13 protein-coding genes are annotated in these 15,907 nt (G+C 61.7%); 7 read left to right on the forward strand and 6 right to left on the reverse strand.

All coding sequences use genetic code 11. The features are described from left to right. Window positions 1-72 precede the first annotated feature (72 nt). The 5 genes from KCX59_RS03665 to KCX59_RS03685 all read left to right on the forward strand — a co-directional run bounded on the left by KCX59_RS03665 (window position 73) and on the right by KCX59_RS03685 (window position 6,055). Entirely contained in the window at window positions 73-1,074 is a 1,002-nt protein-coding gene (locus KCX59_RS03665; RefSeq protein ID WP_179018840.1) for a LacI family DNA-binding transcriptional regulator, read from the forward strand. A gap of 196 nt (window positions 1,075-1,270) precedes the next feature. After that, a complete protein-coding gene (locus KCX59_RS03670) occupies window positions 1,271-2,605 on the forward strand; it encodes an extracellular solute-binding protein (protein WP_179018838.1) in 1,335 nt (444 codons plus the stop codon). Between the two features lie 35 nt (window positions 2,606-2,640). Beyond that, entirely contained in the window at window positions 2,641-3,561 is a 921-nt protein-coding gene (locus KCX59_RS03675) for a carbohydrate ABC transporter permease (protein WP_091465228.1), read from the forward strand. 2 nt (window positions 3,562-3,563) lie between these two features. After that, entirely contained in the window at window positions 3,564-4,466 is a 903-nt protein-coding gene (locus KCX59_RS03680; protein WP_179018836.1) for a carbohydrate ABC transporter permease, read from the forward strand. 50 nt (window positions 4,467-4,516) lie between these two features. Next, window positions 4,517-6,055 carry an alpha-N-arabinofuranosidase gene (locus KCX59_RS03685; RefSeq protein WP_179018834.1) on the forward strand — a complete coding sequence of 513 codons (1,539 nt, stop codon included), beginning with the start codon at window positions 4,517-4,519 and terminating at the stop codon, window positions 6,053-6,055. A 97-nt stretch (window positions 6,056-6,152) separates the two neighbouring features. On the opposite strand, the gene KCX59_RS03690 is transcribed toward KCX59_RS03685, so the two are convergent. Beyond that, window positions 6,153-6,851 (reverse strand): DsbA family oxidoreductase, encoded by a 699-nt coding sequence (locus tag KCX59_RS03690; RefSeq protein WP_179018832.1) that lies wholly within the window; start codon window positions 6,849-6,851, stop codon window positions 6,153-6,155. Window positions 6,852-7,009: 158 nt separating this feature from the next. Between KCX59_RS03690 and KCX59_RS03695 the strand changes: the two genes are divergently transcribed. Both KCX59_RS03695 and KCX59_RS03700 read left to right on the forward strand, forming a co-directional pair. Continuing rightward, on the forward strand, window positions 7,010-8,083 hold the full coding sequence (locus KCX59_RS03695; RefSeq protein WP_179018830.1) for a glycosyltransferase family 4 protein: 1,074 nt from the start codon (window positions 7,010-7,012) through the stop codon (window positions 8,081-8,083). A 53-nt stretch (window positions 8,084-8,136) separates the two neighbouring features. Beyond that, the gene (locus KCX59_RS03700; RefSeq protein WP_179018828.1) at window positions 8,137-10,272 is read left to right on the forward strand and encodes an amylo-alpha-1,6-glucosidase; all 2,136 of its coding nucleotides are present in this window, start codon (window positions 8,137-8,139) and stop codon (window positions 10,270-10,272) included. A gap of 5 nt (window positions 10,273-10,277) precedes the next feature. On the opposite strand, the gene KCX59_RS03705 is transcribed toward KCX59_RS03700, so the two are convergent. From KCX59_RS03705 to KCX59_RS03725, 5 genes are all read right to left on the reverse strand, one after another. Continuing rightward, complete coding sequence (locus KCX59_RS03705; protein WP_179018826.1) at window positions 10,278-10,808, reverse strand: GNAT family N-acetyltransferase; 531 nt, start codon at window positions 10,806-10,808, stop codon at window positions 10,278-10,280. A 5-nt stretch (window positions 10,809-10,813) separates the two neighbouring features. Next, on the reverse strand, window positions 10,814-12,358 hold the full coding sequence (locus tag KCX59_RS03710; protein WP_179018824.1) for a glycoside hydrolase family 32 protein: 1,545 nt from the start codon (window positions 12,356-12,358) through the stop codon (window positions 10,814-10,816). Next, on the reverse strand, window positions 12,351-13,298 hold the full coding sequence (locus KCX59_RS03715; protein WP_179018822.1) for a carbohydrate kinase family protein: 948 nt from the start codon (window positions 13,296-13,298) through the stop codon (window positions 12,351-12,353). The genes KCX59_RS03710 and KCX59_RS03715 overlap by 8 nt, the downstream gene beginning before the upstream one ends. A 69-nt stretch (window positions 13,299-13,367) precedes the next feature. Further along, the gene (locus KCX59_RS03720; protein WP_178993298.1) at window positions 13,368-14,435 is read right to left on the reverse strand and encodes a LacI family DNA-binding transcriptional regulator; all 1,068 of its coding nucleotides are present in this window, start codon (window positions 14,433-14,435) and stop codon (window positions 13,368-13,370) included. A gap of 70 nt (window positions 14,436-14,505) precedes the next feature. Continuing rightward, window positions 14,506-15,900, reverse strand: coding sequence for a NosD domain-containing protein (locus tag KCX59_RS03725; RefSeq protein WP_179018820.1), 1,395 nt, complete (start codon window positions 15,898-15,900; stop codon window positions 14,506-14,508). Window positions 15,901-15,907 lie beyond the last annotated feature (7 nt).

The following is a 15,907-nucleotide window of genomic DNA, read 5'->3' on the forward strand; positions in this document are numbered from 1 at the left end:
GTGCAAAATCTCGCGTAGCATCAAGGAAAACCGGTCAACAGCAGCGCCGGCCAACAGCAGCTAGGGGGCGTCTTGCGCGCAACGGTCAAGGACGTAGCGCGCCGTGCAGGGGTTTCGCCCAAAACGGTCTCGAACGTGATGAACGGGATCGTGCCCGTGAGCGGCCCCACGCGGCTCAGGGTTGAGCAGGCAATGGCGGAACTGGATTATGTCCCCAATCTCTCGGCGCGCGGACTGCGCAATGGCCGTTCGGGTGTTATTGGACTGGCGCTGCCGGATCTGGCGACTCCCTTTTCTGCGGAGATTGCCCAAAGCATTGTGGAAGTTGCCCACGAGCAAGGCTTCAGCGTGCAGATCGAGGAAACCGGCTCCGACCCGCACCGTGAGCATGAGTTGATGACGCGGGCGCGAGCCAACCTCATCGACGGACTGATTCTCAACCCCGTGGTGCTCAAGGAGAGTGCCGTGCAGGTAGGCGTCGCACTGCCACCGGTTGTTCTCCTGGGCGAAGTCACACAGCAGCTGGCCGACCGCGTCTTTGTGGACAGCTTCGCTGCGGCGCGGGACATGACCCTCGCTTTGGCCAGGCCCGGACGCCGGCGTATCGCAGTTCTGGGTGTGAATCGCGGAAGGCAATCCGCTACGGCGATCCAGCGGGCGGGCGGCTATGAGGCTGCACTGCAGATGCTGGGAATTGCCAAGGATGAGTCGTTGCTGATTTCCTGCGACAGCTGGACGCCTGCTTCAGCGGCTGAATCGCTGGCTGAGTATCTGGACACAAATCCCTTGCCCGAGGCGCTGTTCTGTTTTACGGACTCCATGGCAATCGGTGCCCTGAATACCTTGTGGAAGAGGGGGGTACACGTTCCGGATGACATCGCGGTAGCCGGTTTCGACGACGTGATCGACGGACGATTTGCGGTACCTTCCCTGACTACCGTGTCCTTCGACAAACGGGCAATTGCCACGGAGGCCTTGCGCCTGTTGACCGAACGTATGTCCGACAGGTCCCACGGGCAACGCTTGGTTGAAATCGATTACGCCATCGTGGAGCGGGACAGCAGCAGAGGCTGAAACGAGAGCCTGCCACTAAATTGTGCGCGCTAACAATTTTCTCTTGCCCTACACTTTACATCGATGTAATGTGAGATCTGCGTCACCCCCGGGCCAACCTTTACCCGAGTGTGGGGACGCGCCGGAGCCGGATTTTGCGCAGCAGCAACGCAGTGAAGCAATGACCTTTCAGCGGACCCATCCAAAGGAGTGACGGGTGAAGCAGTTTGAATCTTTGACCGGGAAACAGTTGTCCCGGAGACAGTTATTGACAGGATCGGCCCTTCTTGGCGGAGGCCTGCTGGCCACCGGCCTCACGGGCTGCGGAGGTTCGGCCCAAGCCGCTGCAGTCCAGGACATCGGGTTCTGGCACCTGCTTTCCGGCGGTGATGGCATCAAGATGCAGGCCATGATCAACAGCGCCAACCAAGCCAATCCCGGTTTCAAGGTGCACCCCACAGTGCTTGCCTGGGGTCCGCCGTATTACACCAAACTGGCCATGGCCTCGGCCGGAGGCCGCCCTCCCGAGGTGGCCATCATGCATGCCAGCCGGGTTCCCGGATATGCACCGGGCGGACTCATTGAGCCGTGGGACCTGGACCTGCTTGCGGAGAACGGTGTCAGCGCCTCCGATTTCGCCCCCAGGATCTGGGAGAAAAGCCAACACAACGGCAAGGTTTTCTCCATCGCCCTGGATTCGCACCCGTTCGTCATGTTTTACAACACGGATATCGCAGGCAAGGCCGGAGTGCTGGGCAGCAACGGCCAGCTACAGGAAGTGACCTCGCCCCAGGAATTCAAGGCGATGGCCCTGGAAATGCAGAAGGTCACCAAAGCCCACGGCCTGTCCTTCGGCTATCTCGGCAGTGGTTCGCAAATGTGGCGCCTGTTCTACACCCTCTACAAGCAACACGGCGCGGACATGGAACTGACACCAGGGCAACCCATGAAGGTCGACCGGGACGCGGCCATCGAATCGCTGGAGTTCATGGCATCCCTCTTTGACGACACCATTGCAGCCCAAGCCGGAGACATCAGCACGGGCATCGCGGAGTTTGCCCGCGGGGGCTCAGGGATGCTGTTCAGCGGCGTGTGGGAACTGCCCACCATGAAGAAGGCCGGAATACCCGTAGATGCGGCCACCATTCCTACGCTGTACGGAACACCGGCCTCTTACGCAGACTCGCACTCGTTCGTCCTCCCACGGCAACTGAAGTTGAATGAGGACAAGCGCCGGGACGTCTACAAGTTCGTCACCGATGTCCTCAAGGGATCCCTGTCCTGGGCAGAAGCCGGACACATTCCTGGCTTCCAGCCCGTGGTCCAATCACAGGCCTACCGCGAACTCACGCCCCAGATTCACTACGCCAACGCGGCGGACATCATTGCCTACGATCCCGAGTCCTGGTTCAGCGGTTCCGGCTCGGACTGGCAGACCTACTTCGCGGAGACCGTGCAGAACGTCCTTTTGGGAAGGGACAAGGCATCCGCGGGATGGGCTGCCTTCGAGCAACGCACCAACACCCTCCTCTCCCGCCCCAACCCCGTCTAAACCGGCCCCCACCGAGCGACCAAAGGAGTTCTTGAATGAGTACCTCTACGCTGTCCCGGCCGAGGCCGGAGAGTCTGCGCAAACCCGGGAGCCGCACCCGAAGCAACCTGAGCGGCTGGGGATTTGCCACCCCGTTCCTTGTCTTCTTCCTCGTTTTCCTCGTCTGGCCCATTCTCTACGGCTTCTACATGAGCCTTACGGGCAAGTCCCTCACCGGTGCCAATGACGATCTGATTGGCTTCGCGAACTATGCCGAAGCCTTGGCCGACGCCGATATGTGGCGATCCTTGGGCAACACCCTCTACTTCACGGTGATCAGCACCGTCCCGTTGGTCCTCGTTGCCTTGGTCATGGCCGCCCTGCTCAACATCGGACTTCCAGCCCAGTGGCTGTGGCGGCTCTCCTACTTTGCGCCCTACCTGCTGGCCTCCACAGTGGTTTCGCTGTTCTTCACCTGGATGTACAACCCGCAGCTTGGCCTAATCAACGAGTTCCTGACAGGCATCGGCCTCCCACGCGTTGCCTGGCTTAATGACCCCAACGTGGCCATGTGGGCCATTGTCATCGCCACTCTCTGGTGGACCGTGGGCTTCAACTTCCTGCTCTATCTGGCCGCGATGCAGAACATCCCCGCGCAGCATTATGAGGCAGCTTCGCTGGACGGTGCGGGGGCGTGGCGCCAGTTCTTCTCCATCACGCTTCCGCAGCTGACACCCACCACTGTGATGATCGTGCTGCTCCAGATCCTGGCATCGCTGAAGATCTTCGATCAGGTGTACCAGATGACCGCCGGCGGACCCGGAGGATCCACCCGGCCCGTGGTGCAGTACATCTTCGAAACCGGCTTCACCGGATACCGGCTGGGTTACTCGGCAGCCATCTCCTACATCTTCTTCGGACTGATCGTGGTCATCTCGATCATGCAGTTCGTCATCACCCGCCGCAGGAGTGCATAACCATGGCAACCCCTACCCTGACCCGTCCCGCACCCAGTACCACCACCGGCAATAGCCTCAAACTTCGCCAGCCCCGCAAGAAGCTGACCGTTGGCAGGATCGCGGCCATCGTCGTCGCTGCCTTCATCGCGGTGCTGTGGCTGATCCCGTTCGCGTGGGCCACGGCCACCGCTTTCAAGACCGAGACGGATGCCGCAGCTCCGGACGTGACATGGCTGCCGCCGTCGGGCTTCACGCCCGAAGCGTTCGTCAAGGTGTTCCAGGACGGCAACATCCCGCTGTGGACCTGGAACTCGCTCTACACCTCGGCGGCCATCACGGCCATCACCCTGGTGATCTCGGCGTTGGTCGCCTATGCGCTTTCGAGGATCGATTTCAAGGGCAAGAAGGTGCTGATGACGGTGATCATCGCCTCCATCATCATCCCGCCGCCGGTGCTGATCATCCCGCTCTTCTACCAAATGCTGGCGCTGAACCTCATCGATACCTCGTGGGCCATCATCCTGCCGCAGGTCATCCACCCCGCCATGGTGTTCGTGCTGAAGAAGTTTTTTGACCAAATCCCGCGTGAACTCGAGGAAGCGGCCGTGATGGACGGAGCCAGCCGCTTGCGGATCTTCACCCAAATCATCCTGCCGTTGTCCCGACCCATCCTGGCCGCCGTCGCGATCTTCGTGTTCATCGGCGCGTGGAACAACTTCCTGTGGCCGTTCATCGCCACCAATGACGGCAACCTGCTCACCCTCCCGGTCGGCCTGCAGACCATCAAGAGCGCCTACGGCATTCAATACGCGCAGAACATGGCGTCCGCATTGCTCGCCGCGCTGCCGCTGATTGTCGTTTTCCTCTTCTTCCAGCGCCAAATTATCAAGGGCGTTGCGACGACGGGACTCGCCGGAACCTGACCGGCAGCCTCTCGCTAACCACCGGATTTAGAACACAACCAAGGAGATACATGTCCCGCGCACGCATCACCCTCGACCGCGACTTCACCATTGGCGAGGTACCCCGACGACTCTTCGGCTCCTTCGTGGAGCACATGGGCCGTTGTGTCTACACCGGCATCTATGAGCCCGGGCACCCCGAGGCTGACGAGAACGGCTTCCGCCAGGATGTCCTCAAGCTCGTCAAAGAACTCGGCGCCACCGTCATCCGTTACCCCGGCGGCAACTTCGTTTCCGGATACAACTGGGAAGACGGAATCGGCCCGCGCGAAAACAGGCCACGTCGGCTGGACGGAGCCTGGCACACCGTGGAGACCAACGCCTTTGGCCTGCACGAGTTTGTGGACTGGTCCAAGCAGGCCGGTACGGAAATCATGGAAGCCATCAACCTGGGCACCAGGGGAGTGGACGCTGCACGCGAGATCGTGGAGTACGCCAATCACCCCGGAGGAACCTACCTTTCCGATCTCCGCGCCAAGAACGGCCACAAGGACCCGTTCAACATCAAGCTCTGGTGCTTGGGCAACGAGATGGACGGGCCCTGGCAGATCGGCCACAAGACCGCCGACGAGTACGGACGCCTGGCGCAGGAGGCAGCCAAGGCCATGCGATTCGTGGACCCCTCGCTCGAATTGGTGGCTTGCGGCAGCTCCAACTCCGGAATGCCGACGTTCGGTGCTTGGGAGCAGACAGTCCTCACGCACACTTACGACGAAGTGGACTACGTGTCGCTCCACGCCTACTACTACGAGCACGAAGGCGACGTGGGCAGCTTCCTGGCCTCCGCCGTCGATACCGACTATTTCATCGAATCAGTGATCGCCACGGCGGACGCCGTTCGTGCCAAGGGCAAGCACAAGAAGCACATCAATCTGTCCTTCGATGAGTGGAACGTCTGGTACCAGCGCGGCCTGGACACCGAGGACCAGCCACACAACGTGATTAAGGCCGGATGGCGCGAGCACCCGCGCGTCATTGAAGACAAGTACAACGTCACCGATGCCGTGGTGGTGGGGACGCTGCTCAACTCCCTGCTCCGCCACGGTGACCGCGTGAAGATCGCCAACCAGGCCCAGTTGGTCAACGTGATTGCGCCGATTCTCTCGGAAGAGAACGGACCGGCCTGGAAGCAGACCATCTTCCACCCGTTCGCGCGGATGGCCGAGCTCGCCAAGGGCCAGATCCTGCGGCTATCGGTGGATTCGGACAAGTACTCGAACAACCGCTTCGGGGACACGGACCTGGTGGACGTCAGCGCTACGTGGAACGAGGAAGCGGGACGGGTCGCACTCTTCTTCGCGAACCGCGGACTGGAAGAAGCTGCCGACGTCGAGGTTGCCCTGCGCGGTTTCGACGCCCGCCAGGTGCTCCGCGCCGAAGTCCTCGAAATCCCCGAGGACGGCGACCGCTTCACCATCAATTCCCAGGACCAGCCGGGACGTGTTGGCCTGACGGCGCTGGAAGGTGTGAAGGCGACCGGTTCCGAACTCCGCCTGACGCTGCCCGCCCTGTCCTGGGCCGTCGTCGAGCTTGATGTGGTGAAAGCCTAGATACGCACCCAACTGGGCAACAGTAAACGTCGCAATGAGCGCTCATTGCGACGTTTACTGTTACCTACATGGGCAAACGCACGACGGCGCGGGCTACTTAGACTGCGCAGCCGTCCGGGCCGCAGGCCTCGGCGTCGGAGGCGCCCACGGGGATCAGCGGGTTGGCTTCCTGCCATGCCTGGTTCAGCGCTTCGCTGAAAAGATCAACCGGCTGGGCACCGGAGATGCCGTACTTGCGGTCGATGGCGAAGAACGGGACACCGGTGACGCCAATGGCGCGGGCCTCGTTGATGTCCTGCGTGACCTCGTCCGCGTACTTGTCGGAGGTGAAGAGCTCGGCAACCTCGTCGGTGGGCAACTCAAGTGCTGCGCCGAGTTCCGTGAGGTAGTCGTGGTTGCCGATGTCCTTGCCGTGCTCGAAGTGATCGCTGAGCAGGCGTTCCTTGGCGGTGTCCTGGCGTCCGTGGGCGGCGGCAAGGTGGATGAGGCGGTGGGCGGTGAAGCTGTTGGCCACAACAACTTTGTCGAAGTGGTAATCCAGTCCTTCGCCCTTGGCGGTCTCGGTGACGTGCGCGAACATTTGCTTGACCTGCTCCGGAGCCATGCCTTTGCGCTTGCTCAGGTAGTCCAACTCGGTGCCGTCGTAGTGTTCCGGGATGGAGGGGTCAAGCTGGTAGCTCTTCCACTCGATGTCCACCGAATCGCGGTGCGGGAACTGTGCCAGGGCGCTCTCAAAACGGCGCTTGCCGATGTAGCACCACGGACACGCGACGTCTGACCAGATCTCAATCTTCATGTTGGCTGCAACGCCCTGACATGGCCCGACATTCCGGGAGCCTGCTGTTAGTTTCCTCACCTGCCCAAAGGGTGTTGCCGGGGCGGCCGCTCAAGAATATGTTGGAAGCAGGTTATGCAGACAGCCTATGGGTTGGGGGTCTACACAGAGAAGATCTCGTGCGCATCGGACTCATAGTTGGACCTTGGTTTACCGTACCGCCCGAAAAATACGGCGGAACAGAGCGTGTGGTGGATGCGTTGGCGCGGGCCTTGTCCGATGCCGGCCACGAAGTCCTGCTGGCAACGGCAGCGGACAGTACTTGCCCTGTGCCCCAAATCCCGGGCTTTGGTCCAGCCGTTCCGGAGGACCTGGGCCTGAGTTTCAGCGAGTTGGGGCACGTCATCAAGGCCTACGCGGAGTTGCGGGACGTGGACATCATCCATGACCACACCCTGGCCGGCCCGCTCTATGCGCACAGACCACCGGGCATCCCTGTAGTCACCACCATTCACGGACCTTTGTCGCCCAGCTACGCGCCGCTGTACCGGGACATGGCACAGGACACCGCCATCATCGCCATCTCCCATGATCAATGCAGCCGGGTGGAGGACCTTGAGATCTCCGCAGTCATCCATCACGGGATCGACCTCTCGGCAGTGAGCGTCGGCCGCGGTGCCGGGGGATACGCCTGTTTTGTGGGCCGTATGTGCCCGGACAAGGGGCTTCTGGAAGCGATAGCGGTGGCTCGGCAGGCAGGGATGCCCCTTCGCATCGCCGCTAAGATGCACTCTCGGGATGAGGTGCAATTCTTCGACCACATTGTGGAGCCCATGCTGGGTCCCAACGAAGACTTCCTGGGCGAGCTGTCCGACCCCGAGAAGTACGAGTTGATGGGTGATGCCTTCGTCTTGCTCAACCCCATCCAATGGCCCGAGCCCTTCGGACTGGTGATGATCGAAGCACTTGCCACAGGAACCCCTGTCCTGGCAACGCCCATGGGGGCCGCGCCGGAAATCCTGTCCCATGGAGTCAACGGGTTCCTTGCCCCCACTCAAGACCTGGCCGGGTACATGGACGCGGTAGCGGGGATCAGCCGGGACGTGTGCCGCCGCTCGGTAGAGGACAACTTCACAGCCGCCCGCATGGCTGCGGACCATCTGGAACTGTATGGCCGTGTGATCGAACAATTCAAGGCAAAAGGCCTTCCCGCCGATGGCTTGTTGCAAGAGAATCAGAGTCAGGCCCTGTAGCCCTCTGCGGCGCTGTGGAATACCAAACCCTTAGTGGAGGAGGCCGGCTGGCCATGACCGCTTGGAACGCCGACCCGGAAGCCGGAACCTCGGAATTCGGCGCGGTGACCGTCGTCGAAGGTTCCTCTTTCTGCATCTCCGGTCACACCGGTGACATCCACGGCGGTGGGGCCCAAGGCGCCTACTACCAGGACACGCGCATCGTGTCGCGCTGGATACTCCGGATCAACGGGGCTTTCAGGGAGCCCTTGGTGGCACGCAATCCTACGGCCTTCCAAGCGGAATTCGTGGGCCGGGCGTTGTCTGCGGACGGCAGGTTCGACAGTCCTTTGGTGGTTCAGCATCAACGGCATGTGGGATCCGGGCTCAGGGATGACATCACCATCCGGAACTATTCCGGACAGACTGCCACGTGCGGGATTGACCTGCAGATCGACGCAGACCTGGCCGACCTTTTCGACGTCAAAGGTGGCCGGACAGGCAAGGCCGGAACCGCGGTGAAGACCGTACACAAGAAAGAGCTGCACATCGATTCCCTCCATTCCAGCGGCCAACGCAGGGGAGTGGCTTTCCGGGCCTCCGGCGCCAAGGTCTCCGATGAGGGGCTGAGATTCCACGTCAAAATCCCGGCGCGAAGCCAATGGTCCACCAGCATCATCGCGCTCCCCCTGGTCAACGGGGAGGGGCCCCACGATCCCTTTACCGAGACCACACCCTTGCACCACACCCCCAGCGTCCGGCGCCACGCGGCCTGGGAAGAGCACGTATCGCGGATATCCGTCGCAGACGCGAATGTGGAGGAAGTCCTGGAACGGAGCCAACGCGATCTCGGCTCGTTGCGCATCTTCGACCCCCAACACCCCGGCCGTACAGCGGTGGCCGCAGGCGCGCCCTGGTTCATGGCACTGTTCGGCCGCGACTCGCTACTGGCCTCCTACATGTCGCTCATGGTGGATCCGGGACTGGCCGCAGGGACGCTGCAGACGCTCGCTGAACTTCAAGGCAGCAAAGTGGACGTCGACTCCGAGGAAGAACCTGGACGCATGCCCCACGAGGTACGGCTCGGGGTCACGGCTGGACTCGCCCTGGGCGGGACCGCCTACTACGGAACCGCAGACGCGACACCCCTGTTCGTCTCTACGCTCAGCGAGCTGAGCAGATGGGGTTTGAGTGCGGACATCATCGAATCCCTCCTGCCCAACGCCGATCGCGCCATCACGTGGATGGAGGACTACGGAGACCGCGACGGTGACGGCTTCATCGAATACCAGAGGCCCAACGAGCATGGACTGGTGAACCAAGGCTGGAAGGACTCCTGGGACGGCATCAACTTCGCTGACGGCACCATGGCAGAAACCCCCATCGCCTTGGCAGAGGTCCAGGCTTACGCCTACGCGGCCTACGTGGGGCGCGCGCTGCTGGCGCGATCGGCGGGCGATACCGCCGTCGAACGCCGTTGCGCGGATCGGGCAGCTGCGCTGAAGGAGGCTTTCAACGATAAGTTCTGGCTCCCGGACAAAGGCTATTTTGCGCTCGCATTGGACAAAGACAAGAAAGCTGTGGACTCGTGTGCGTCGAACATGGGGCACTGCCTCTGGGTGGGCATTGTGGATGAAGACAAGGCCCCGATGGTGGCTGAGCGGCTGATGTCGCCGGAGATGTTCACCGGCTGGGGCATCCGTACGCTGGCCTCGGACATGGGGGCGTACAACCCCGTCAGCTACCACAACGGTTCGGTCTGGCCGCACGATACCGCGCTCGCCGCCACGGGACTCATGCGGTACGGCTTCGTCAAGGAGGCCAGCCGAATTGCGAGCGGACTGTTCGACGCCGCCGAGCACTTCGGCGGTCAGCTTCCGGAGCTGTTCTGCGGCTTTGATCGTGCGGACTTTTCCCAGCCGGTCCCGTATCCGACGGCGTGTTCCCCCCAAGCATGGGCGGCTGCGGCACCGATTCAGCTGGCTCGCATCCTGCTCAGGTTCGATCCGGACTTCACCCGGAACGTGCTGCACCTGGCGCCGATCCTCCCCGACTCCCTGGGGGAGTTCAGGGCAGACAACGTGTTGCTGGGGCGCTCGCGGATCACCATCCAAGCCTCTGGTTCGTCCGGCACAGTGACCGGGCTGCCGGCTGGGTTGGAACTGCGGAGTGATCCTCGACCGCCGCTGACGGGGGATTTATTCGGCTAGCTCTCTTAGAGCTCGTGTTCCATGACGAAGTCGTGCTCCACGGTGTCCCCGAGCTTGAATGACTTGGTGCCCACCCGCTGAAAACCGCTCTTCTCGTAGAAGCGGATGGCCTTCGCGTTTTCGCTGTTGACGCCGAGCCACACCCCCGCTGCGCCCTTGTCCGCTGCATCGGCCAACGATGCCTGGATGAGCCGGGATGCGGCGCCCTTGCCGTGGTGGTCGGGGTGGACGTAGCACTTGCTCAGTTCCGTGGACGGGAGCGCTGAGAGCACCGAGGCGACGTCAGGGTCGCTGGCCGGCTTGGCAATCAGCATCGTGTACCCGTTGAGCTGTCCGTCGTCGTCGAGCGCCAGAACTGTGATGTTGGCGTCGGCGAGGTAATCCTCGAAGTTGGCCTCACTCAACGTTTTCTCAAGGTGTGCCTGGATGTCCGCGGGCGAGGAGCCGGGCGGGCATGCCAGCGGGAAGGTGACGGCGGCAAGCTCAGCCAGCTTCCCGGCGTCGTGCGTTGTTGCGGTGCGGATGGTTTCAGTCACGTGAGTCAGGATACGGCCGAGACCGTGAGTTTACGTACTGTGGCCATGCCACCCTCCACGCTGAGTTGGGTGCGCACATTCCCGGATGCGGGGAACACCAGATCGGTCAAGACAACCTTGCCACCTTGTGCGAAGACCTCCACGGAGCCGTGGTCGACGATCACACGGAGCTTGAGCACGCCATCCTCAAGGGTCACGGGGGCAGACTCTGCCGATGCGAACTTTTCGTGGAAGGCGGTGTTGCCGGAGTTGCGGCGGTCCAGGGTGAGTTGGCTCGTGGCAGCCTCGAAGCTGAGAAGCGTTGCGGCGTCCCCGCCCGGTGCGCCGAGAAGGCTCAGCGTGGTTGTTCCGGCACTTCCGGGCAGGATCTCGGCATCAATCACGTGCACAGAATCGACCCGCAGGACTGAAGCAGGATCTGCGTGCGGCAATGCCACCGTGGAATCGTGAATCTCCTGGTCCTCCATGGTGTAGATGCTTGGCCCGAGCTCGGCCGGCAGCACGGGGCGCTGGACCAGGCGGGGCAGGCCGCCGATGGTGGACAGCTCAACCTCGCGGGCCAGCGACATGCTGGATCGCCAAGGGGACGTGGGCAGGGAATTGGCGTAGTCCCAGTTATTCATCCAGCCAATCATGATGCGGCGGTTGCCCGGAACATTGCTGAAGGAGACTGCTGCGTAGTAGTCGCGCCCCCAATCGAGCCATAGGCACTGCCTCAGGTTGGTATTTCCGTCCTCAACCAATGAATCGCTGTCTGCGATGAACTGAACCCCGTCGAAGTGGCCCACGAAGTACTGTCCTCCCGATCCCCCCGCCACGGCACCGGGGTTGATGTTGACTACCAGGACCCACTTGACGTGGTCCGGGCTTCCGTCGACGGGAAGGGGGAAGAGATCAGGACATTCCCACTCGCCGTCCGTGGCATTGGCAGGCCCGAACGTGCTCAGGTACTCCCATTCCTTGAGGTCGGACGAGCGGTACAGGACAACTTGCTGGTGCTGTGCCTCCACCGCCACCATCACCCAGAATGAAGCCGACGCATCCTCGTACCGGAACACCTTGGGGTCGCGGAAATGCGCCGAGCCTCTGTTGAGGACCGGGTTGCCGGCGTACTTCTGCCACGTCATGCCAGCGTCCGTTGAGAAGGCAAGAGACTGCGCCTGAGTCCCTTCGAGTCCCGAACCTTCCTTGAAAGCGCTGGTGTAGATGGCCACAAGGGCCGGGTTTTCCGGGGTGCCAAAGCCGGTCGTATTGCCCTCATCCACCACGATGCTTCCGGAAAACACGTCCTCCCGATCATCACAGGCGATGGCTACGGGATGCTCGTTCCAGTGAAGCAGGTCCTCCGAGGTTGCATGGCCCCAGGACATGTTGCCCCAGACGTTGTCGAAGGGGTTGTTCTGGTAGAAGAGGTGGTAAACGCCTTGGTAAAACACGAGTCCGTTGGGATCGTTCAGCCATGTGCTGTTGGCCGTGTAGTGAAGTACGGGCCGGCTCATGAAGACCGTGTGTTCGGCGGGACCGGCAGCATGAGTCGTTGTATCAGTCATTGGGGTTCTTTCGGGAAGCGTGCGCCAGTTCCAGGGATTCGGTCAGTTCGGCTCGTGTGGGCGGGTTGGCTCCGTGCCGTCCCACGGTGATGGCCGCAGCGAGGGAGGCAGCCGTGCCCAAGCGGGTGAGCTTGGCGGCGTCGAATTCGCCCTGGGGGTCCTCCATCAGTCCTGCAATCAAGGCGGACATGTAGGAATCGCCGGCCCCGACGGTATCTTTGACCGTCACGGAGCGCGCCGGCACGTGGACGTGGGCGGTCTTGGACCACAAGTAGGACCCGGAACCGCCATCAGTGATGATCGCCGCTTCCGGCCCAAGGCCAAGAAGGTGGTGGCCGACGGCGGTGGGGGACCACTGGGGGTAAAGCCACTGCGCGTCTTCTGAACTGAGTTTCACTACGGTGGACAAGGCTGCTGATTCTTCGAAGGTCCGGAGAGTCGCAGCATGGTCCGGCAGAAGCGTCGGGCGAATGTTGGGGTCGTAGGTTATCAAGCCGGAAAACGACTCCAGCAACGCGCGGACCTGCTTTGCTCCTGGCTCCAAAAAGGTAGCCAGCGAACCCGTGTGCAGCACCTTCTGGCGGATTGGGAGACTCAGCTGCGGGAGTTCCCAACGGATGTCGAAGTCATATTCCGCCGAGCCGCTGCTATCCAGGAGGGCCGTGGCCGTGGAAGTCCTGGGGAGATGCCCGGCTCCCGGCAGCATGGAAGCTCCGGCGCTCGCCAGATGCTCTTGGATTCGCGTGCCACGCTCGTCCTTGCCCAGTGCGGTAAGAAATGAGGTGCTGACACCCAACCTGCCGAGTCCGAACGCAACGTTGAGACCTGAACCACCGGGGAACTCGACGGCTCCCGCTGCGGTGTCAATAATGTCGATGAGGGCCTCACCGACTACCAAGACATCCGTTTCAGAGCAGGAGGGGTCAGGGCGGCTGTGCATTGATGGTCCTTTGTGGGTTTGGGGCGTCCGAGTCTGGACGCAGATGAAGTCAGATGTTGGTGCCTGCGGTCAGTTCTGCGCTACTGTCGCCTGTCCCGGACTGGGGGAGGCCACGGAATGACGCAGGACCAAAGGGCAGGGAAGAACGGTGGGGTGGGCAGTGAACAGTTGCAGGTCCGTTTTTCCCTCAATGGCGTCGATTAGGTTCTTTGTAGCCCACGCCCCCATTTCATAGTGCGGAAGGGCGACAGTGGTCAGCGATGGGTAGAGGTTTTCGGCAATGAGCTGCTGGTTATCGAACCCCACGAGTGAGAGGTCCCCGGGTATTCGCAGCCCAAGTTCGCCGGCCGCCCTGTAGGCGCCCATGGCCATGCGGTCGTTGTAGCAGAAGATGGCCGTGGGCCGGTTGGGGGACTCCAGGACCCGCATTGCCGCTTGATAGCCGCCCGGCACCTCGGATAGTTCCGAGTGGACCAGCTCTTCATGAAACGCCAGCCCGGCATCGGCCAGCGTGTCCTTGAACGCCTTCAGCCGGGAATGGGTTGCCGGGACGTCGTCGGTGTTGTTGATCATGCCGATCCGCGTGTGACCGGCGTCGATCAAGGTTTGCACCGCGAGCCGTGCGCCGCCGGCCTCATCGGGGATGACTGAGGAGACGGAGTGGTTGATGTCCTGGGAGTCCACCAGGACCGCCGGAACTCCGGCCAGATTCTTGGGAACGGACAGTTTCCGGTGATACATGGTGGCGTACAGGATGCCATCCACCTGCCGATCCAGCAGGTCAGCGACGTCGCTTTCGCGTGAATCCTGGGAGCCGGTGCTGGTGGAGTTGATGATCATGATGTTGTACCCACGGGCCCGTGCCGTTTCCTCGGCCCCGAGGATGATCCTGCCTGCGTGCGGAGTGGTGGCAATCTCTTCGCTGATGAAACCGATCATGCCCGAACGTTGGGTGCGCAGGGCCTGGGCCAGGCGATTGGGTCCGTAACCCAGACGCTGGGCAGCTTCATGGACGCGTTCCCTGGTTTCGGTACCTACGCGGGCGTAAGCAACGTCGTTGAGGACATGGGAGACGGTGGTGACAGAGACACCGGCCGCGGCGGCCACGTCCTTGATACCTACAGATCTTTTGGTCATTGCTTTCCCACGTCCTCATGGTGTTGATGCTTGTTGCTGATCCTACGTTCGGCTTACTCGTCCCAGTAGGCTATCGATGAATACCCGCTGCCTGGCTCGTTTGGGCGGTCTCTGCCGCGAAACCAATGGTCGGCGTGGCCCTCACAGCGTTGACGCTCCTGTCTGCGATCACCTGGGCGTCATTTCCGGAATCAAGGATGGTATTCCGAGCCGAGGCTGCATCAACCAGGACCGCCGTCACGGCAAGGCCCTCCGAAGCCCCGGTGGTCAACAGCGCATCCACTTGGGCCGAGAAGCAAGAGTCACTGGACGCGGCGCGAACGTCCATGGCCACCACGTGATTGTTGGAGACGAAGTTGCCTGCGCCCTCTGCCAGATGGATGATCACCGGTGTGGCCCCCGATGGTCGAATGCTCTCTGCGTCCACTATTTCGGAGAAGTGGTTGCCGATCACCGAGTTGTTGTTGCCACTGATGCTCAGCAACCCGTAGAGGTCATCTCGCCCATTATCGACGCCCAGGAAGGGAGTCCAGGGTTCGTGGTCCCTAAGGAAGTGGTTGGTGGCCACGAGGTTCTCGGAGCTGTTCTCTGCGAGAACCACCATCCCCGGATAGAACGAGTGCAGGCGGTTGTTGGACACACTTGAACGGGTGACACCGTCGAAATGGATGCAGCTGGCACCGCGGGGGAAGATGTTGTTCGCAGTGATCAGGAGCCCGCCATGGTTCTGGGCGTAGATCGAGCGACCCTTGAATCCGGCCCCCATCAGATTATCGGTGATCTTGGACGCCTGGCCCCAGCCACGGAGTTCGATGCAGCTTCCGCATTCGGCAATGAAGTTGTCGTGAAGGGAAAGGGCGTCCGCCTTATAGATGGTGAGCGCATTCTCGAGGTAGACGAATCCCATCGCGTTTACCCGGAAGGAGTCATTGGCACTTGCCACATAGATGCCGGTCTTGCCGTTCACGTAGCTGTTCTCTGCAGGCAGCCCTGAACCATCAGGGGTGAAGTGCAACCCATCGATGCAGAAGTTGGAGAATTCCACTGAGCTGATTCGGGGGCTCCCGCTCCGCTCAATGTAGAAGGCGGCGCCCTTGGACTCGTCCTTGCCGGGCGAGTCGTCACTGAGCGGAATGTCGACGATGACGCGGCTTCCGCCTGGCCACAACTCATGGAGGTCCGGCCATTCTTCCTCGGGAACGTTGAACCGGATGCTCGAGGACGTAAAGCCGTGCCCCGAGCCCTGGATCTTGAGGAAGCTGACATCGATGACCACCTGCGTGCGGAGGTGATAGTCCCCGGGCGGAAGGTAAATCACCGCTCCCGGCTTGCCGCCGTCGTTCTCATCCGTGACCGTCTGGCGGGCCTTGATGTCCGCGATGATGCTGTTGATGACTTCACCAACGTCCTCGGACGCGTTACCGATTGGCCACGTGGTGACATCGTAGTGGTTGCTGTTGGACATGGGGTCC

It is taken from the genome of Paenarthrobacter nitroguajacolicus, from assembly GCF_051027655.1.
Taxonomy (GTDB): domain Bacteria; phylum Actinomycetota; class Actinomycetes; order Actinomycetales; family Micrococcaceae; genus Arthrobacter; species Arthrobacter nitroguajacolicus.